Origin of the sequence: Tsukamurella conjunctivitidis (assembly GCF_007858475.1) — a bacterium.
Lineage (GTDB): Bacteria > Actinomycetota > Actinomycetes > Mycobacteriales > Mycobacteriaceae > Tsukamurella > Tsukamurella conjunctivitidis.
This window is the reverse complement of record NZ_VIGX01000016.1, coordinates 1-19,374: the sequence shown is the minus strand read 5'-3', so window position 1 is coordinate 19,374 and position 19,374 is coordinate 1. Positions and strand designations below refer to the sequence as shown.

The window sequence follows — 19,374 nt, the reverse complement described above, 5'->3', positions numbered from 1 at the left end:
AGGTCGCGATGAACCGAAACGGTGTTCAATCCGGGAGCGGGGCGTGCGCGGTCTCGCGGCAGCGGAGCGCCACCGGCAGCGCGACGAGGTGCAGCACCACGAGGTAGATCGGGAACGCGAGGTCGAGCCCGCGCCCGTGCAGCGCGGTCCCGATGGCGGGGATCGTGCCCCCGAAGATCGCCGTCGCGAGGGCGAAGGAGGTTCCCGTGGCGAGCACGCGGATCCGCGCCGGGAACATCTCCGCGAGCGCGGTACCGAGGCTCGCCATCATGAGGGCCGTGATCCCCATGCCCACGCACTGCACGGCCAGTACCGTGCCGAAACCGTCGGAGAGGGCGAGGAACAGCGGGACCGTGGCCACGGCCCCGGCGACGAGGAAGGCGCACATCATCGGCTTGCGGCCGATCCGGTCGGAGAGCAGGCCGAGCGGGATCTGGACGAGGCCGTAGACGGCGAAGGCGATCGCCGAGATGATCACGGCACTCTCCTTGTTCAGCCCCTGGGTGAGGATCGCCCAGGTGGGCACGAAGGTGCTCCAGGCGTAGAAGACCGCGGCCGTGGTCGAGGCGAGGACGAAGGCGCGCGCGACATCGGCCCGGTGACCGGTGAGGATCTCGCGGTAGGGGCTCGCCCCCGTGGGCGTCCCCGCGTCGGAGAGGGTCTCGCTGGCGCTGCGCCGGATCCACCAGGCCACCACCGCGAGGACCGCTCCGGCGAGGAAGGGCACGCGCCACGCCCAGTCGGCCATCGCGTCCGCGCCGACCGCGCCGACCAGGAGCGTGATGGCGAACAGGCACAGCACCTTGCCGAGGCTGGAACCGACGTTGACGATGCTGCCGTAGGCACCGCGCCGGCCGGCGGGCGCGGATTCGACGAGGAAGGCGGTGGCGGTGGAGAGTTCGCCGCCGGTGGACAGCCCCTGGATCAGGCGCGCCACCACGAGGATGATCGGGGCGAGGACGCCCACCTGCGCGTAGGTCGGCGCCACGCCGATGACGAGACTGCCCAGCCCCATCATCGCGACCCCGACGGCCAGCGTCGGGCGGCGCCCGTACCGGTCGGCCATGCGGCCCATGACGATGCCGCCGACCGGCCGGGCGAGGAATCCGACGGCGAAGACCGTGAACGTCGCCAGTAGCGGCACCACCGATTCGGCATCGCCGGGGAAGAACTGGCGCGAGAAGTAGATCGCCAGGAACGAGTAGGCGCTCCAGTCGAAGTACTCGACGAGGTGCCCCACCGACCCGGTGAGGATCTGGGTGCGCCGGTTCGGTCCCGTCGCGGGCGACGCGACCGTGCCGGTCTCAGTCACGGTGCTGCAACCGGCGGCTGAGCCAGTTGCCGAAGAACTGCGCGATCTGCACCACCACGATGAGCACCACGATCACCACCAGCGTCAGTTGCCAGTTGTTCTGCTGGTAGCCGTACTGGCGCGCGAAGTCGCCCAGGCCGCCGCCGCCGACGTAGCCGGCCATGGCGGACATGTCGACCACCGCCACGAACATGAACGTGTAGCCCAGGGTGAGCGGCGCGAGGCCCTCGGGGATGACGACGGTGGCGAGTGTGCGGAACTTGCTCGCCCCCATCGACCGTGCGGCCTCGACGACGCCGGGATCGACGGTCACGAGGTTCTGCTCGACGACGCGCCCGATCACGAAGGTCGCCATCACGGTCATCGCGAAGGCGGCGGCCTCCACGCCGATCCGGGTGCCGATCACCTCCTTGGTGATCGGCGCGATCGCCGTGATGAAGATGATGAACGGGATCGGCCGGATGATGTTGACCAACACGTTGAGAACCGAGAAGACGGCGCGGTTCGCGAGCAAGTTGCCCGGGCGGGTGGCGTAGAGCAACGTGCCGTAGATCAGGCCGAGCAGGCCGCCGACGATCATGGTGATGCCGACGAGGCGGACCGTCTCGCCGATCGCGTCGACGAAGACGTCCTGCGTCCCGGGCGGGAAGACGTCGTCGAGGAAGGTCGGGTGGGTCATCGCGCGATCTCCTGACCGGTCTGCGGGTCTTTGACGTGCGCGAGGGAACCCAGCTGGGCGACCGCCGCGGCCACGGCCGCATCCTCACCCGTCACCGAGTAGGTCAGTGAGCCGAAGGGCCGGCCACCCACCTCGGCGACTCCGCCGTAGAGGACGCGGGCACCGGTGCCGTGCGCGGCAAAGACCTCCGCCGCGTCGAGGGCGTCGGGCTCGTCCCGCACGTCGACGGTGACGACGGTGCCGGGACGCGCGGCGTGCAGGCGCCGCAGGGTCTCCGGCGCCACGTCGTCGCCCACCGCCGCGTGGATGAGCGAGGTGGTGGCGGGCGAGGTGGGAGCGGCGAAGACGTCGTACACCGGCCCGTAGTCGACGAGCCTGCCGTGATCGAGGACCGCGACGGTGTCGCAGATCCGCCGGATCACGTCCATCTCGTGGGTGATCACCACGATGGTGGTGCCGAACTCGCGGTTCACCCGCAGCAGCAGGTCGAGGACCTCACTGGTGGTGCCGGGATCGAGCGCGCTGGTGGCCTCGTCCGCGAGCAGGATCTTCGGATTGCGGGCCAGCGCGCGGGCGATGCCGACGCGCTGGCTCTGTCCACCGGACAGCTTGTTCGGATACTGCTTCGCCTTGTCGCCGATGCCGACGAAGTCGAGCAGTTCCGCCACGCGCTTGCGCCGCTCGTCCTTCGACAGGTCGCCGAGCGTGAGCGGGTACTCGACGTTCCCGGCCACCGTGCGCGAGTTCATGAGGTTGAACCGCTGGAAGATCATGCCCACCTGGGCGCGCAGCTTCTGCAGGTCGCGTTCGCCGAGCGTGCCCACGACCGTGTCGAGTACGCGCACCTCGCCGGAGGTGGTCGATTCGAGCCCGTTGATGGTGCGGATCAGCGTCGACTTGCCGGCGCCGGACTGGCCGATCACTCCGGTGATCGACCCCTCGGGGATCGAGAAGCTGACCCCGTCGAGCGCCTTGGTCGTGCCGAAATCCCGGGTGGCCTCGCGGAACTCGATCGCCACCCGGGTGTCGGTCGCGCTACTCACTTGCCGTGAGCCTTGACCTGCTCCTGCAGCTTGACCGTGATCTGCTGCAGCTCGACGGCCGGCTTCTGGATGAGGATGAACGTATCGCCCTTGTCCTTGCGCAGCGCCTCGACGACCTTCTGGTCCTGGTAGAGCTTCGCCAGCTGCTGGTACTTGGGGTTGTCCTTGTCGGCCTCACGGACGACGAAGGCGTTGATGTACGGCTCCGACGCGGGGTTGGCCGGATCGTCCTTCGCGATGATCAGGTCCTTGCCGAGCTTGGCGTTCTCGGCCGGATCGTTGTTGACCACGGCGCCGTCGACGCTGTCGAGGCTCAGCGCGGTCTGGTTCGCGTCCACGGTCTTGACGGCGACCTTCGACGCGGCGGTGTCGATGTCGGCCGGCGTGACGAACGGGTTCTGCTCGACCTTGAACTTCACGAGGCCCGCCGAATACAGCACGAGCAGCGCGCGGGACAGGTTGGTCGGGTCGTCGGGGACCACGATCGTGCCGCCCTGCGGGATGTCGGCGACCGACTTGTGCTTCTTCGAGTACAGGGGCAGCGGGTAGATCGCGGTCGCGCCGATCGGCACCAGCTTGGTGTTGTTCTTGGCGTTGTAGTCGGCCAGGTACAGCAGGTGCTGGTACTCGTTGATGTTCAGGTCGCCGTCGTTGAGCGCGGCGTTGGGCTGCTTGTAGTCGCTGAAGTTCTTCAGCTCCACGTCGATGCCCTGGTCCTTGGCGAGGCCCTTGTAGACGTTCCAGAAGGCCTGGGCACCGTCGGTCACGCCGATGGTGATGGCATCACCATCGGAGCTCGAGCCGCACGCGGCGACGCCCGAGGCGAGGGCGATGGGCACGACCAGGGCGAGCGCGAAACGCTTCATCTTCACGGCTTGTGTTCTCCAACTCGACGGCACCGGGGATCTCCCAGCTGCGTGAACGATACCTACTGGTTAGTACATCGGTGGGACGAGTGCGGAGTTCGGCACGGCGCCCGGTTGCGTGACCAGGTTCGACGGTGCGCCGCCGGTTTCGCTCATGAGTGCACCGAATCATCGCTGGCCCGGAAACACCGCCGCCGGGCGGGATCGGTCACGAATCGAGAAGCCCGGCGCGCCGTCGGCTCGTAGTGTCGGTGACGAAGCAGAGAACACCGCGAGGAGACCACCATGACCACCCGCAGCGCCACCCCCGTCCGTTTCACCGCCGCCGCCGAACGGATCGGCGAGCGCGTCCTGGTCCGGCTGCCGGCCGCCGCGAGTGCGGCGCTCCCGTCGCGCGGCCAGGTGGCCGCCACCGGCACCCTCGACGGCGCCGCGTTCCGCACCGTCGTCGAGCCGGATGGACGCAAGGGGCACTGGATCGCCCTCGACGATGCGCCGGTGGCGCCCGGCGACGAGGTCGCCGTGGATCTCGCGCCCACCAAGGAGTGGCCGGAGCCGGAGGTGCCGGACGATCTGCGCGCGGCCCTCGAGGGAGCGCCCGACACCGCCGACGTGTGGACGGACATCACGCCGATGGCGCGGTGGGAGTGGGTGCGGTGGATCGGCGCCACGAAGAACCCCGCGACCAGGGCCAAGCGCGTGGACGTGACGATCTCCAAGATGCGCTCGGGCAAGCGGCGCCCGTGCTGTTTCGACCTCGCCTCCTGCACCGACCCGGAGCTCATGAAGAACGGCGAGCTGATCGCGCCCGAGGACGCCGCACCCCGCACGGCGTAGCACCCGACGACGCCGCGCCGGCCGGTCCACGCGGTGCGCGGGCCGGCCGGCGGGCGACGGGGTCAGTTCTGGTGCGGCGGGTACGGGCGGCCCGGCTCCTGCGGATCGGCGCCGGGCCAGCGCTCGGGATCGGGACCCGGCTGCCAGCCCTGCTGCCAGCTCTGCGGCTCCGCTCCGGGGTGGCCAGCGTGCTGCCCGGCCTGCGGAGTCTCTCCGGGCCACGCCTGTGGGTCGGCGGGCTGCTGCCGGTTCCAGGCGTCGGCACCGGGCTGCCGGCCCTGCGGGTGGCTCGGCGCGCTGTGCTGCGGCGCGCGGCCCCCGTACTGGTGCTGCCCCGGTTGGTGCTGCCCGGGCGCCTGCGCGGGGAGGCCGACGGTGGGCGGCTGCCCGCCCTGGCCGGAGCTCTCGCCGGGCGCGGGCATCGGCGCGGCCTGCGTCGACTGCGCGGACAGCGGCGCGTGCGGAGCCTGCGGCGGTAGCGGGGCCTGGTAGCTCTGGGCCTGCGGGGCCGCCTGCGCCGAGGGCTGCTCCCCCGCGGCCTGGCTGTGCCGCGCGGTCTCCTTCGCCGCCGCGTCACGCTCAGCACGTCGCGCCGGGATCTCGGCCTCGACCTTGCTCAGCCAGCCGTCCCAGCGCTGTTGCATGGGGCGCACCAGCCCGCCGCCGACGCCCACGACGATCACGCCGCCGATGGTGGCGAGCACCGCGACCAGGACGGGTGTGGTCACGGTGGTGGCGACGCCGATCTGGTTGAGCGCCGCGATGATTCCCGCGCCCCAGATGAACAGCGAGGCGATGGTGGCGAGCAGCGGGCCGTACGAGGCGCTGCCGAGCGCGCCGCCCACGATGTCCTTCACGGCCTTGGCGATGGCGGCGACGATCACGATGATGAGGATCGCGATGAACAGCTTGGGCAGCCAAGCGACGAAGCGGGACAGCAGATCCCCGACCGGATTCGGGCCGAACACACCGATCGCGAGTTGCAGTGTGATCAGCAGGACCGCGTAGTAGACCACCTTGGCGAGCAGGGTCGCGGCGTCGTAGTCGCTCTTGGCGAGGACGCGCTGCAGCCCGCTGCGCTCGGCGAGCCGGTCGAAGCCGACCTTGGCGAGGATCTTCGCGATGATCTTGGACAGGACCTTCGCGACGATCCAGCCGATGATCAGGATCGCCAGGAAGGCGGCCAGTTTGGGTACGAAGGTCGCGACGGAACTCCAGGCGTCGGAGAGCCCGGCCCCGTAGTCGATGGCGAGTTGGGAGGTCATGGATTCACCTCTCGATCAGCGATGCCTCCTCGCACCGACGGCGCGGAGGACATCGACGGGAAGGACTTGGGGACCACGCCGGTTGCTGGACACCGCCACCCTGCGGCCAACCCTAAGCACTCCGCGGGCGGTTCTCCCGTCAACACCCCCAACTGCCGCGACAACCGAACGCATTCACGACATTTCACCCCCGGGTCACCGTGATCGACTGACGCGGTTGCAAATTCCGACGGGGCGGAGTTCACGGGATCTACGTGCGAGTGCGCATGCGTTCCGCCGTGACCGCCGCGAGGTCAGCCGTCGAGCCTCCACAGCGCGCCATCGCGCCGCACGAGCCCCTTCGTCTCGAGGAGCGCGAGCCGCCCCATGACGGCGCGGGCGGGCAGCCCGGCGATCACGGCGATCTCCGAGACCGGCAGCGCCGATCGTGCCGGGAGCGCGCCGTGCACGCGGAGCGCCGTGCCGTCCAGGCCGTCCGTGGGCCGCGTCGGCACGGGGACTTCGGGCGCGAGTTCACCGATCCGCCCCACCTCCTCGATCACCTCGGCGCTCCGCGTGACCAGCACGGCTCCCTCACGAATCAGTTGGTGGCAGGTCACCGATGTCGCCGCCGTGACGGGCCCGGGCACCGCGCACACGGGCACCCCGCGGCGCCGCGCCCACGTCGCGGTGTTCCGGGTGCCCGAGCGGAAGCCCGCTTCCACGACGACGACGCCCCCGGTCACGCAGCCCACCAGGCGGTTGCGGTTGAGGAAGCGGTGCCGCGCGGGCACGCCGCCCGGTGGGTACTCGGAGACGAGGAGCCCCTCCTCGGCGATCCGTCGGAACAGGCCCGCGTGCCCAGCGGGGTACGGCCGGTCCAGTCCACCTGCGACGAAAGCGACCGTCGGCCCCTCCGCGGCGAGCACGGCGCGGTGCGCGGCACCGTCGATCCCGTACGCACCGCCGGAGACCACGGTGAAGCCCTCCGCCGCCAGGTCCCCGGCGAACTGATCGGCGACGCGCTCGCCGTAGCTCGACGGTGCGCGGGTCCCGACCATCGCCACCGAGCGCTCGAGTAACTCGTCGAGCCGACCCCGCCCGACCGCCCAGAGTGCGACCGGCCGCAGCTCGCGCATCTCGTCCTCGTGTTCGGTCTCCTCCGACGGCAGGCGCTCGGCGAGCCGCCGCAGAGCGTGCGCCGGCCACTCGTCGTCGTCCGGCGTCACGAGCCGACCGCCCAGATGCGCGATGTGGGCGAGGTCGGCCTCCGATCGATCCAGCTGCGCCCGCCCGACGGTGCCGTCGGCCGCGCCCTCGAAACCGTCGGCGAACTCCTGTCGGCGCACCATGTCCGCCGCGGCCGCGGGCCCCACCTCGTCGACCAGCGCGATCAGCGGTCCGCAGGGCGGCTCGGCGACCCGGCTCAGGTACGCCCACGCGCGTCGTACATCCCCGGTCATCCTCACTCCTTGTCCCGGAACTGCAAGGCCTGAATCACCTCGTCCTCACCCGGCCTGTCCAGGCCGAGCAGGTCGGCGAGGGTCCACGACAGCCGCAGGCAGCGGTCGGCGCCGCGGGCTGTGATCTCGCCGGACCGCAGGTACTGCTCGAGCGGTCGCAGGGCCTTCGCCGGGAGCCGGAACCGGCGGCGCAGCACCACTCCGGGGACCTCCGAGTTCGTGAGCCACCCCTCGGCGCCCCACCGCTCGGCGGGGCCTCCCGGGCGGTGCGCACCCGCGTCCGCACCGTCGCACTGGATTCCTCCGCGGCGCCGTCCTCGTGCAGCGCGCCGGTGCCGGGCGGTTCCATCCGCACCCACAGGTCCACGCGGTCGAGCAACGGCCCGGAGAGCCTACCGAGGTAGCGGCGGCGGACCGTCGCCGTGCACGTGCAGTCACTCTCGCGCGCGGGTGCGCACGGGCAGGGGTTCGCCGCCATCACGAGCAGGAAACGCGACGGGTACTTCACCACGCCGTCGCGCCGTGCGAGCCGGATCTGCCCCTCCTCCAAGGGGGTCCGCAGCGCCTCGAGCGAGCGCGGCCCCATCTCGGCGCACTCGTCGAGGAAGAGCACGCCGCGGTGCGCGAGGGAGACCGCCCCGGGCCGGGCGAGGCCGGTGCCGCCGCCGACCAGGGCGCTCACCGACGAGGTCTGGTGCGGCGCGACGAAGGGCGGCACCGTCATGAGGGGCCGGTCGGGCCGCAGGTTCCCGGCGATCGAGTGGATCGCGCTCACCTCGAGCGCCTCCCGCCGTCCCAACGCCGGCATGATCCCCGGCAGCCGGGACGCGAGCATCGTCTTCCCGATACCGGGTGGCCCCGTCATCATGATGTGGTGCGCTCCGGCGGCGGCGACCTCGAGCGCGTACTTCGCCTCCGGCTGCCCCACCACGTCCGCAAGGTCCGCCACCGCGGGATCGCACTCGCCCGCGACGAGCGGCCCCGGCGTCGCGAGGACGCCCTCCCCCGCGAGCCAGGCCACCACCTCAGACAGGTGCCCGGCACCGAGCACCTCGATGCCGTCGACGAGGCCCGCCTCATCGAGGTTGGCGAACGGCACCACCGCACGGATGAAGCCCGCCTCCTTCGCGGCGAGCACCGCGGGAAGGACACCGCGGACGCCCCGAACCCGACCGTCGAGGGCGAGCTCACCGAGCAGGACGGCGCCATCGACCCTGCCCGCGGCAACGCGTTCCGCCGCGAGGAGGATCGCGATCGCCAGGGGAAGGTCGTACACCGAGCCGACTTTCGGCAGCGTCGCGGGCGAGAGGGCCACCGTGACCCGGGTATCGGGGAACTTGATCCCGATGTTGACGATGGCCGCGCGGATCCGGTCGCGGGACTCCCGGAGCACCGTGTCCGGCAGGCCCACGAGGTGCACGGCGGGGAGCCCCGCGCCGATGCAGCCCTCGATCTCGACCACCGCGCCGTCCACCCCGGTGATGGCGACCGAGTGCACCTTGCTCAGCGCGGCCATCACGCGACCCCGGCCCGGTACTCCAGCGTCACCGGGCCTCCGGGCGGCGTGAAGACCGACGCCACGTCGATCCGCACCCGTGCGAAGGCGCCCTCGGTCTCGGCGAGCCAGCGGGAGGTGAGCGCCCGCAACTGGGCGACCTTGCGCGGCGTCACCGCGTCGAAGCCGGTGCCGAAGGCGGTGCCGGAGCGCGTCTTCACCTCCACGATCGCGAGCAGCCCGTCCGGTGCGCGGGCGATCACGTCGAGTTCGCCCCGCAGTCCGCCGCCCGAGTACCGCCAGTTCCGGGCCAGCACCGTCCACCCGCGGTCCGTCAGGAAGTCGCAGACCACGTCCTCGCCCGCCCGCCCCGTCTCGTTGTTCCCCATGGGCCGATCGTGCCGCCGGGACACCACGGGCACCGCCGGCGAGGGCGGTGCCTGTGGAGAAAAAACGTTATGTACGCAAAGTTGTGGAGAACGGGCCCCGGCCGGCGGTCATGGTCGGACGAAGCGTGCCGCGATCGCGGCCACGTCGGTCCGGTCGATCACGGCGCCCTGCACCAGGATCCGGAAGACGAGCGGCCCCACGAGCTCGGCGGCGGCGACCACGGGATCAGGATCACCGGCCCACCGTCCGGCCGCGCGATTGCGGTCGATGACGGCCCGCGCCGCATCGCCCAGCGGGTCGGCGCCCGCGATCAGGGCGGCGACCTTCGGATCGTGCTGGGCCTCGCCGATCAACGCCCGGTACGCCAGTCCCGCATCGGATTCCGTGAGGAACCGGACCACGGCGGCGAGGAACGCTTCGACGTCCTCGCGCGCCGTGGCGCGGGGTTCCACGGCGAGCTCGCCGGCGGCGTCCGCCGCACTCGCCTCGAGCAGGATCTCGGCCTTCGTCGACCACCAGCGGTAGACGGTCTGCCTGCCGACCCCGGCCCGCTCGGCGATGCCCTTCATCGTCATCGCGGCATAGCCCTCCTCGACGAGCATGTCGTCCACGGCCCGCAGCACCGCCGCGCGGGCCTCCTCGCTGCGGGGCCTCCCGACCGGGCGCTCGGTCTGCGTCATCGCGCCACCGTAACAGCCGCCCGACGGGCCGGGACGACCGCGGATCCGCTGGTCACACGCGCACCGCCAGGGAACGAGCCCGTGCCGCCGACCGTGCCTCCACGGCGCAGACGACCGCGGCGAGCGCCGCGACCAGGGCGCAGAAGACGAGGCCCGCCGCGCGCAGCCCGACCGCGACGGAGAGCGCGCCCACCCCGATCGCGGGGAAGGCCAGCATCACGTACAGGCCCGCGAAGAAGGACGAGGAGACCTCCGCACGGTGCACGGGCTCGACCTGCTCGACGGTCGTCGCGATGCCCGCATTCATGCAGAGTCCACCGAACAGGCCGAGCACCGCGGCGGAGAGCAGCAGCGCGACGAGGGACTCCGCCGCGAGCGCGACGGCCAGCAGCGCGGCGGCCGCCACGAGACCCGCGCAGCCGACCACGAGCGCCGTGCGCGGCACCATCCGGCGCGCGACGAGCTGTCCGACCGCCATGCCGGCGAAGGCGAGGAAGACGACGAAGCCGGCAAGAGTGTGACCAGGCAGGTGAAGGAACCTCGCCAGGAAGATCGCGGAGACGGCGGTGAGCACGCCGGTCACGGCGAACGCGGAGCCGGCGGCGAGCACGGCCCGCACGAACGCGCCGTGGATCTCACTCGGCACGCGCAGGCGCCGCGGGCGCACCCGCACGCGGCCCGCGACGGCGGTTCGGGGCGCGAACGCCCACAGTCCGGCGAAGGCGAGCAGGGAGAGCGCGAGGTGGACGACGAAGGGCACGACCAGCGGCGACGACGAGAGGTCGGCGACGGCCCCCGCGAGCAGCGTGCCGACGGCGAGGCCGCCGGTGTTCACGGCGACGGCGAGCGTGCCCGCGGCCGCCCGCTTCTCCGGGGCGAAGAGGTCGATGACCGCCGCGGTGCCGGTGCCGCTCATGAGCCCCGCTCCGAGACCCGACACGACGCGGGCCACCACGAGCAGAGGCAGCGACGGGGGCAGCAGGAAGAGAAGCGCGCTGAGAACCGCCAGCACCACCGCGACGAGGAGCACCGGGCGACGCCCGATCTCGTCCGAGAGGCGCCCGAAGACGGTGAGCGCGGCGACGACGCCGAGCGCGTAGACCGCGAACAGCACGGTGACGGTGAGCGAGTTGAACCCCAGCTGCGCGGAGTAGATCGAGTAGAGGGGCGTGGGGAGGGTGGTCCCCATCATGACCACTAAGAACGCGAAGGCCGTGCTCACCACGGCGGGTGCGACGCGGTACGGAACCGCGGTCCGATCAAGCAACATGAGCTATTCCTTCTATATCGAGACAATGTGACTCGTTTCAGAACGATAGCAGGTATTCGAGACACTGTGTACTGTTAATCTCGTGAGACGCCGCAGGCACCGTCCCCGTCGGGAACGGTGCCTGCGGCCGAGCCGATCAGCGCACGACGGAATTACTCCGGAAGGCGCAGCTCCGGCTTGTCGAGCTCCTCGATGTTGACGTCCTTGAACGTCACGACCCGCGCCTGCTTGAGGAAACGCGCCGGGCGGTACATGTCCCATACCCAGGCGTCGGTCATCCGCACCTCGAAATAGACCTCGCCGTCCGCGTTGCGCGGGATCAGGTCGACCCCGTTGGCGAGGTAGAAGCGGCGCTCCGTCTCCACCACGTAGGTGAACTGGCTCAGCACGTCCTTGTACTCGCGGTACATGGAGAGCTCCATCGCGGTCTCGTACTTCTCGAGATCCTCTGCGCTCACGTCGTCCTCCTCACCTGATGTCATCAGTCGTAACCGCTCCAGATTACCGCGCCGCTGCGGCGTTCCCCGACGACGCGGCCAGCGCGGCCCGCACGTTCTGGTAGCGCAGGCGGTGTTGGACGCTCGGCCCCAGCTCCCCCAGCGCTGTCATGTGCACCGCCGTCGAGTACCCCTTGTGCACCGCGAAGCCGTAACCGGGGAAGTCCGCGTCGAGCTCGGTCATCACCCGGTCACGGGTCACCTTGGCGAGGACGCTGGCCGCGGCGATGCACGACGCCGAGGCGTCGCCGCCGATCACCGGCAGCGAGGGCACCCCGAGCCCGGGCACGGTGAATCCGTCGATGAGCACGTATCCCGGCCGTACTTGCAGTCCGGCGACCGCGCGCCGCATCCCCATGATGTTCGCCACGTGCACCCCGATCCGGTCGATCTCGGGTGCCGGGATCGACACCACCGACCAGCTCACGGCCAGTTCGAGGATCTTCGGGTAGAGCTGCTCGCGCGCGTTCTCCGTCAGCTTCTTGGAGTCGTCGAGGCGTGCCAGCGACGGAGGAATCCGCGCCGGCAGGATGCAGGCCGCCACCGTCATCGGACCCGCGCAGGCGCCGCGCCCGGCCTCGTCGATGCCCGCGACCGGGCCCAGCCCCGCCCGGCCGAGCACGGTCTCGAGCGTGCTCAGGCCCGACGATGCCCGCACCACCGGCCGCGGGGGCCATCGGTCGCGCATCGGCCCCTAGCCCTGCTGCGGGTTGATCGAATCCACCGTCTGCCAGCGGCTGAACGGGAAGATGATCGCGACGACCTTGCCGCGGATGTCGGCCTTGGGGATCGTGCCCTGCAGTTCGTCCTCGATGTGGAAGCGCGAATCGCGCGACATGGTGCGGTTGTCGCCCATCGCGAAGACGTTCCCGTCGGGGATGGTGATCGGGCCGAAGGGCACGCCCCAACAGCCGTCCTGTTCGGCCTGCTGCTTCGCGACGTCGGCGAGGTAGGGCTCGACGAGCTTGCGGCCGTTCACCGTCACGCCGGTGTCGGGGCGGCACTGGATCGTCTGGCCGCCGACCGCGATCACGCGCTTGACGAGGTCGTTCTCGTTCGGCGGCTGCAGCCCGACGTAGGACAGCGCCTCCTGGACGCCGCGAATCACCGGGTTGTCCGAGCGCACCGGCGTCACCGGCGCCAGGCCCCAGGACTCGGTGGGCGCCCGGAAGACGATCACGTCGCCCGGCTTCGGATCACCGGTGAAGTAGCTGATCTTCTGCGTCACGATCCGGTCGCCGGTGCAGCCCTCGCACCCGATCAGGGTGGGTTCCATCGACTCGGACGGCACGTACCACTGGCGCCCGACGAAGGTCTGCAAGCAGAAGCTGAGCACCAGCGCGACCAGCACGATCGCGCCGACTTCGAGCGGCCAGTTGGTCTTCTTGTCCTTCTTCGCCTTCGCACGCCTCCCGGACCGGTCGCCCGTGGACGCATCGTCGTCGGCCGCGCCGCGCCCCTCGCCCGACGGTGCCGGGTCCGGTGCGGCGTGGCGGCCGCCCTTGCGGGCGGGCGCGGCGGGGCCCTCGGCCCCGGTGTTGCCGGGCCCCCCGGCCGGCGATGCGGGATCGCTGGGCTCGGGGGTCTCCGGGGAGTTCGTCTGCTCGGGCACGGAGTACACACTACCGAGCAGGCGGTGCGACCATCCGATCGCCGAGCCGCACGGCGACCAGACCGCGAGCGGGCGAGCGCCGGTGGCGGCCGTCAGATGTGCGCGTACACGATGCGCGGGCGCGGACCGATCGCACTCAGGAGTTCGGCTTCGAGCCCGGGCACGAGCGACAGGTCCGGCCAGTTCCAGAGCGAGACAGCGCAGTCGGTGAAGTAGGTTCCGCCCTCCCCCTGCCAATCGCCGATGAGGCCCGCGGTCCCACAGCTGCTGCACGTCACGGTCGGCTCGACGCGGCTGTCGAACCACTGCTGGCACCACTCGCCCATCAGAATCTCCGTGAAGTCCCGCGCGCATCCCGGGCACCGGGGGTCGTCCGTGGCCTCCACGGCGGTGACGCATCCGAAGTCCAGATCGACCTCCGGGCGCTGCGGGTACATCGATCGCCACCGGGCGGTGGCCAGCTCCTCCAGCGCGTCGGCGTCGTACACCCCGTCGCGGAAGTCGGGCGAGGCGTCGATGACGCCCCGATATGCGTGCCCGCACAACTCCATGTGCCGCGGGTCCGCTCGCGCATCGTCCAGGCACCATCGCGCGTCGGCGATCCTCAGCTCGGGCCCGCGGCGCTTCGCGATCTCGGCGACGGCCTCGGCGCGCGCCCGCCGGCCCGGATCACCCGGCGGCGCCAGCGAGATCACGTGGATACAACTATCGCTCATGGCTCCCCTCCCCGGGCGCGGCCCGGCTCCCATCGTAGGTGGGGACAGACGAGCGCCCCACGCGTCGGTAAGGACTCGTGGGGCGCTCGGGAGTGCTACGCGGCGGTCACGTGGACCGCCGGCGGCGCTGGTGTCAGCGCTTCTCCTTGATCTTGGCGGCCTTGCCGCGCAGGTCGCGCAGGTAGTACAGCTTCGCGCGACGCACGTCACCGCGGGTGAGGACGTCGATCATGGCGATGTTCGGGGAGTGCACGGGGAAGGTGCGCTCCACACCGACGCCGAAGGAAACCTTGCGCACGGTGAAGGTCTCGCGAACGCCGCCGCCCTGGCGGCGGATCACGACGCCCTTGAACACCTGGACGCGCTCCTTGCTGCCCTCGATGACCTTGACGTGCACGTCAAGGGTGTCGCCGGGGCGGAAGTCGGGCACATCGCTGCGCAGGGACTGCTGGTCAATGAAGTCGAGCGTGTTCATCGCTGGATCATCCGTTTCTTACATGTCTTCGCGAGCAGAGGACCCTGGCGGCCCGTCGCGACTACTGCCGCGGGGGTTCGACCGGTTCGTACTCCTGTCGTGCCGGCTGCTCCGCAGCCGGATACACCCGGGCAGCACGCAGCCCGGGCAACCTGTTGATTGTGCCAGATCTCCGACGGTTTCTCGAAATCGTCAGCCGGCGGGCCATCGACCGGGGCCGACGGGGTGGCGCCGGCGCGGGCACGACGGTGCGGTCCAGCTCCTTCTCCGTGTCCTCCCGCAGCTGCGGCAACAGATCCGGGCGGCCGGCCATCAGGTCCTGCACCGCGATCTTCGCGCGGATCAGCGGCCGGCGGAGCCGGCGCTCGCGGCGCAGGGCCCGGAGCATGCGCCGCGAGTCCTGGTCGTAGCGCCAGCGGGCCCACGGAGCGCCCGGGCGGGACAGCCGGATCGCACCGATCAGCAGCAGCGGGAAGAAGAACAACCCGATCAACCCGGTCCAGATCTTGCCCTTGAGCAGCACGATCGCGGCCGTAGCGAGACTGATCACGCCGAAGCCGATCTGCGCGGCCCGCTCGGGCGAGTCCCGGAAGCCGGCGAAGTCCACCAGGTCCAGGGGGCGCAGACCGAGGAGCAGCAGGCCGCTCATGGCGATCGCCACGAACACCGCGTCGACCGACGCGCGCCCCTCCTCCTGCCAGTACACGTCCCGCAAGTAGAGGATCAGCGCGAACTCGTCGAGGATCAGCGCCGCCCCCAGCCCGAAGACGCCCGCGAGCACCGCAGCGGTCGTCTGCGTCGCCTTGTCGAAGTTCGCGATGAGGCCGATCGCCGAGCCCAGGCACAGCACCACGCCGAACACCATGTGGTGCAGGTGCAGGCCGCCGGGCGTCACGTTGCCGAACCACCACCGCACCTTCGCCCGGATCAGCCGGACGCTGATCCGGATCCCCATGAAACCCACGATCAACCCGACGCAGAAGGAGAACAGCGGCAGACGTCCCCCCGCGACGATGTCGTTCGCGAACCAGGTGGACATACCTCCAACCTAGCGGCGCGCATCGTCACCCCAGGTCGGAACGCTGCCACGGGCGCATCTCCCGCGCACGCGACGCGTGCGCGGCGCGTGCGCGGGGACTACTTGCCGAAGCCGGCCTTGCGCAGCGCGTCGGCCATCGAGCCCGACGGTGCCGCCTGCCCGCCTCCGCGCGACGACCGGTTCTGGCCGCCGCCGCGCTGGCCGCGGTTCTGCCCGCCCTGCCCGCGCGGGCCGCCACCGGGCTGCCCACCGCGCACATCGCCGCGGGGCCCGCCGCCCCGCTGACCGCCGCGCTGCGCTCCCCCGCCGCGCGGGCCGCGCTCCTTCGGAGCTGCGTCATCGTTCAGTCGCAGGGACAGGCCGATGCGCTGGCGCTCGACGTCCACGTCGACGACCTTGACCTTGACCACCTGGCCGGACTTGACCACCTCGTGGGGGTCCGAGACGTACCGGTCCGACATGGCGGAGACGTGCACGAGGCCGTCCTGGTGCACGCCCACGTCGATGAAGGCGCCGAAGGCCGCGACGTTGGTGACCACTCCCTCCAGCACCATGCCGGGGGTGAGGTCGGAGACCTTCTCCACGCCGGCCGCGAAGGTCGCTGTCGCGAACGCCGGCCGCGGGTCACGGCCGGGCTTCTCCAGCTCGGCGAGGATGTCGGTCACCGTCGGGACGCCGAAACGCTCAGGCCCGAATTCACTGGCGAGCTCGGCCACGATATCGGCCGGGCGCAGCTTCGCGAGCGCGGCGCCGTTGCCGATGAGCTCGGCCAGCTCGAGCCCGGAGCGGTCCAGGATCTTCCGGACCACCGGGTAGGCCTCGGGGTGCACGCCGGAGGCGTCGAGCGGGTCGTCGCCGCCACGGATGCGGAGGAAGCCCGCACACTGCTCGAAGGCCTTGGGGCCGAGACGGGGTACGTCCAGCAGCCCCTTGCGGCTGCGGAAGGCGCCCGCGCCGTCGCGGTGCGCGACGATCGCGGCGGCCAGGTTCTCGGTGACACCGGAGACGCGCGCGAGCAGCGGCGCCGACGCGGTGTTCAGGTCGACGCCCACGGCGTTCACCGCGTCCTCGACGACCGCGTCGAGCGATTTCGCGAGGCTCGCCTGCGAGACGTCGTGCTGGTACTGGCCCACACCGATCGACTTGGGGTCGATCTTCACCAGCTCGGCCAGCGGGTCCTGCAGGCGGCGCGCGATGGAGACGGCGCCACGCAGCGAGACGTCCATGTCGGGCAGTTCCTGCGACGCGTACTCCGACGCGGAGTAGATCGATGCGCCGGCCTCACTCACGACCGCCTTCGCCGGCACCCGGGCGCCCGCCTTCTTGATCTCGCCTAGCAGCTCGGTGGTCAGCGCGTCGGTCTCGCGCGAGGCCGTGCCGTTGCCGATCGCGACCAGCTCCACGTCGTGCCGGGCGATGAGCGCCGCGAGCAGCGCCTTGCTCTTGTCCCACTGGTTCTGGGGCTGGTGCGGGTAGATGATCAGCGTGTCGAGCACCTTGCCGGTGCCGTCGACGACCGCGGTCTTGACGCCGTTGCGGAAGCCGGGGTCCAGGCCCAGCGTCGGCCGCGTGCCGGCGGGCGCGGCGAGCAGCAGGTCCTTGAGGTTGGTGGCGAAGACGTGCACGGCGTCGTCCTCGGCGCGCTGGCGCAGCCGGGTCCGGGCGTCGACGGTGGCGGAGACCATCAGCTTGGTGCGCCAGGCCCACCGCGCCACGGTGCCGAGCCACTTGTCCGCCGGGCGGCCCTGGTTCGAGATCCCCAGCGTCGCGGCGACCATCGACTCGTAGTCGGTGTCCTCGCCACCGTCGAACTGCAGCGTGAGCACCTCCTCCTTCTCCCCGCGCAGCACTGCCAGCACGCGATGCGACGGCATCTGATCCAGCGGCTCGGAGAACTCGAAGTAGTCGCGGAACTTCTGCGCCTTCTGCGGATCGGCGCCCTCGCGCACACCGGTGCGCAGGGTGGAGTCGGCCCAGAACTTCTCCCGCACGGTGCCGACGAGTTCCGCGTCCTCCGCGGCCCGCTCGACGAGGATGTGGCGCGCGCCCTCGAGCGCCGCCGCCGCGTCCGCGACGTTCTCGCCGAGGAACTCCGCCGCCAGCTCCTCGGGCACGAGCGACGGATCCTCGAGCAGCCGCTCGGCGAGGGGCTGCAGGCCGTTCTCCCGCGCGATCTGCGCCTTGGTGCGGCGCTTGACCTTGTACGGCAGGTAGATGTCCTCGACGCGGGCCTTGGTCTCGGCCGCGAGCAGCGCCTCGCGCAGCTGCGGGGTCAGCTTGCCCTGCTCCTCGATCGAAGCGATCACCGCGGCGCGCCGGTCGTCGAGCTCGCGCAGGTATCCGAGGCGCTCCTCGAGCTGCCGCAGCTGCGCGTCGTCGAGGCTGCCCGTGACCTCCTTGCGGTACCGGGCGATGAACGGCACCGTCGACCCCTCGTCCAGCAGCTGGACCGCCGCGGCCACCTGGTTCTCCCCCACCGAGAGTTCCTCGGCGATGCGGACGGATACGGATTTCACGGGCGCGCTCGAATTCACGCGGCCACCCTACCGGCGGGCACCGACGAGCTCCGCGATCACCGGCTCCGTGGCGCCCCACACCATGACGGCCTCGTACGCGACGTCGGTCAGCCCGGCGCCGCCGTCGCGGACCAGGAAATGCAGAGCCGCCATCACCCGGGCGGACTGGAAGCCCAGAATGTAGCCGGTGTGGTCGCCGTCGAGCCGCCGGGCGTGGGCGTCGCGATCGAACCGGTCGGCGGCGGCCGCGAGGGCATCGGCCGCGGACCGCCGGGAGCCGGGCGCGCGGCGCTCATCCAGCAGCACGTCGCCGGCCTCGTCCAGCGCCGGGTCCGCGGCGCGGTCCAATGCCCCGGCGATGAGGGCGACTCCCGCGGCGTGGCGTTGGTCCGCGGGCACGGCGGCCACGGCGTCCGCGAGGTCGGGCAGGCTAGTCGAGCGGTGCATCGGCGTCCTCCCAGCCCGCGGTCCCCGCGTCGGGCGACCACGTGGGCGTGAACCCGGCCGCGCGCAGGTAGTCGCACACGTCGGGCGGCGGTTCGATCGCGCCGACCACCGGTCCGGGCGCGAAACCGTGGGCCGCGCAGAAGGTGGCGATGGACAGCTCGGGCCAGGTCTCGTTGCCGGCGGCGAGCTCCCCGTCCCGCAGGATCACGCCGGGCCGCAGGTAGCCGTCGAGCTCCGTGGTGCCGATGAGCCGCCACGGCCGACCCGCCTCGTCGGCGACCTCGGCCACGGCCATCCGCACCCAGCCCCGCGCGGGCCCGGTCACCGCCCCGCACACCTCCCGCAGCCGCAGGTCGAGATCGGCGGGCGCGGAGACGGGTACGGCGTAGTGCGCCGCCCGGTGCGCACCGTCGGCGCCGAGCGACCGCCCGAGCATCCCGAGGCCCGTGAGGGGCGCGAAGGAGCCGACCGCGGCGCCGTGCCCGCCCGCGAGTTCGGCGGCCCGTCGCGCGGCCTCGGCCGCGGCGTCTTCGGTTTCGGCGCGGCCGCGGTCGTCCGCGAGATCGGCGGCCTGCTCGGCCCCCGGGTCGCCGGGCGGGTTCTGCCCCCTGGCTTCCAGGCGGGCGAGCGCGGTGCGCGCGGCGATGTCGGTCATCCGGGCGCGGGTGTCGCCGACGAGCCGCGCGTAGTCGGCGTGGAAGTCGGCACGCGCCGCATCCAGCCCGGCCGCGGCGGTGAGCGCGCCCGCCGGCGGGTCGAATCCGAGGCCCGCGGCGATGCGGCGGGCCGTGTC

19 protein-coding genes and 1 pseudogene are annotated in these 19,374 nt (G+C 71.6%); 1 reads left to right on the top strand and 19 read right to left on the bottom strand.

Annotated features, from left to right (window positions below; translation table 11 throughout):
- Positions 1-25 precede the first annotated feature (25 nt).
- From FK530_RS19615 to FK530_RS19600, 4 genes are read right to left on the bottom strand one after another with little or no spacing between them, the layout of a single operon-like run.
- The gene (locus tag FK530_RS19615; protein WP_146488666.1) at positions 26-1,312 is read right to left on the bottom strand and encodes an MFS transporter; all 1,287 of its coding nucleotides are present in this window, start codon (positions 1,310-1,312) and stop codon (positions 26-28) included.
- Positions 1,305-1,991 carry a methionine ABC transporter permease gene (locus tag FK530_RS19610; RefSeq protein ID WP_146488665.1) on the bottom strand — a complete coding sequence of 229 codons (687 nt, stop codon included), beginning with the start codon at positions 1,989-1,991 and terminating at the stop codon, positions 1,305-1,307. The genes FK530_RS19615 and FK530_RS19610 overlap by 8 nt, the downstream gene beginning before the upstream one ends.
- Complete coding sequence (locus FK530_RS19605) at positions 1,988-3,034, bottom strand: methionine ABC transporter ATP-binding protein (RefSeq protein WP_146488664.1); 1,047 nt, start codon at positions 3,032-3,034, stop codon at positions 1,988-1,990. The genes FK530_RS19610 and FK530_RS19605 overlap by 4 nt, the downstream gene beginning before the upstream one ends.
- A complete protein-coding gene (locus tag FK530_RS19600) occupies positions 3,031-3,900 on the bottom strand; it encodes a MetQ/NlpA family ABC transporter substrate-binding protein (RefSeq protein WP_223120396.1) in 870 nt (289 codons plus the stop codon). Before FK530_RS19600 ends, FK530_RS19605 begins: the two co-directional genes overlap by 4 nt.
- A 285-nt stretch (positions 3,901-4,185) precedes the next feature.
- Here FK530_RS19600 and FK530_RS19595 point away from each other — a divergent pair, with 285 nt between their 5' ends.
- Entirely contained in the window at positions 4,186-4,737 is a 552-nt protein-coding gene (locus tag FK530_RS19595) for a YdeI/OmpD-associated family protein (RefSeq protein ID WP_146488662.1), read from the top strand.
- 62 nt (positions 4,738-4,799) lie between these two features.
- Here FK530_RS19595 and FK530_RS26970 read toward each other — a convergent pair whose 3' ends face one another.
- From FK530_RS26970 to FK530_RS25950, 15 genes and pseudogenes are all read right to left on the bottom strand, one after another.
- Positions 4,800-6,002: a mechanosensitive ion channel family protein gene (locus FK530_RS26970; protein ID WP_146488661.1), complete on the bottom strand. Its 1,203-nt coding sequence runs from the start codon at positions 6,000-6,002 to the stop codon at positions 4,800-4,802.
- Positions 6,003-6,295: 293 nt separating this feature from the next.
- Complete coding sequence (gene dprA, locus FK530_RS19585) at positions 6,296-7,444, bottom strand: DNA-processing protein DprA (RefSeq protein WP_146488660.1); 1,149 nt, start codon at positions 7,442-7,444, stop codon at positions 6,296-6,298.
- A 2-nt stretch (positions 7,445-7,446) separates the two neighbouring features.
- Positions 7,447-8,960 (bottom strand): annotated as a pseudogene (locus FK530_RS19580) (YifB family Mg chelatase-like AAA ATPase).
- Positions 8,960-9,328 (bottom strand): YraN family protein, encoded by a 369-nt coding sequence (locus FK530_RS19575; RefSeq protein WP_146488659.1) that lies wholly within the window; start codon positions 9,326-9,328, stop codon positions 8,960-8,962. Before FK530_RS19575 ends, FK530_RS19580 begins: the two are co-directional and overlap by 1 nt.
- A gap of 108 nt (positions 9,329-9,436) precedes the next feature.
- Positions 9,437-10,009 (bottom strand): TetR/AcrR family transcriptional regulator, encoded by a 573-nt coding sequence (locus FK530_RS19570; protein WP_146488658.1) that lies wholly within the window; start codon positions 10,007-10,009, stop codon positions 9,437-9,439.
- Positions 10,010-10,061: 52 nt separating this feature from the next.
- On the bottom strand, positions 10,062-11,279 hold the full coding sequence (locus FK530_RS19565) for an MFS transporter (RefSeq protein ID WP_146488657.1): 1,218 nt from the start codon (positions 11,277-11,279) through the stop codon (positions 10,062-10,064).
- A gap of 152 nt (positions 11,280-11,431) precedes the next feature.
- Positions 11,432-11,737, bottom strand: a complete 306-nt coding sequence (locus FK530_RS19560; RefSeq protein WP_040768524.1) for a DUF2469 domain-containing protein — start codon at positions 11,735-11,737, stop codon at positions 11,432-11,434.
- Between the two features lie 43 nt (positions 11,738-11,780).
- Positions 11,781-12,464: a ribonuclease HII gene (locus FK530_RS19555; RefSeq protein WP_146488656.1), complete on the bottom strand. Its 684-nt coding sequence runs from the start codon at positions 12,462-12,464 to the stop codon at positions 11,781-11,783.
- A gap of 6 nt (positions 12,465-12,470) precedes the next feature.
- Positions 12,471-13,388 (bottom strand): signal peptidase I, encoded by a 918-nt coding sequence (gene lepB, locus FK530_RS19550; RefSeq protein ID WP_231706717.1) that lies wholly within the window; start codon positions 13,386-13,388, stop codon positions 12,471-12,473.
- Between the two features lie 92 nt (positions 13,389-13,480).
- On the bottom strand, positions 13,481-14,104 hold the full coding sequence (locus FK530_RS26745) for a hypothetical protein (RefSeq protein WP_231706716.1): 624 nt from the start codon (positions 14,102-14,104) through the stop codon (positions 13,481-13,483).
- A gap of 133 nt (positions 14,105-14,237) precedes the next feature.
- Positions 14,238-14,579 carry a 50S ribosomal protein L19 gene (rplS, locus tag FK530_RS19545; protein WP_146488654.1) on the bottom strand — a complete coding sequence of 114 codons (342 nt, stop codon included), beginning with the start codon at positions 14,577-14,579 and terminating at the stop codon, positions 14,238-14,240.
- Between the two features lie 61 nt (positions 14,580-14,640).
- Positions 14,641-15,618 carry a hypothetical protein gene (locus FK530_RS19540; RefSeq protein WP_146488653.1) on the bottom strand — a complete coding sequence of 326 codons (978 nt, stop codon included), beginning with the start codon at positions 15,616-15,618 and terminating at the stop codon, positions 14,641-14,643.
- 98 nt (positions 15,619-15,716) lie between these two features.
- The gene (locus FK530_RS19535; RefSeq protein ID WP_146488652.1) at positions 15,717-18,152 is read right to left on the bottom strand and encodes a Tex family protein; all 2,436 of its coding nucleotides are present in this window, start codon (positions 18,150-18,152) and stop codon (positions 15,717-15,719) included.
- A gap of 9 nt (positions 18,153-18,161) precedes the next feature.
- On the bottom strand, positions 18,162-18,581 hold the full coding sequence (locus FK530_RS19530; protein ID WP_146488651.1) for a hypothetical protein: 420 nt from the start codon (positions 18,579-18,581) through the stop codon (positions 18,162-18,164).
- On the bottom strand, positions 18,565-19,374 hold an 810-nt coding region (locus FK530_RS25950; protein WP_158645154.1), incomplete at its 5' end, for a hypothetical protein. The genes FK530_RS25950 and FK530_RS19530, both read right to left, overlap by 17 nt.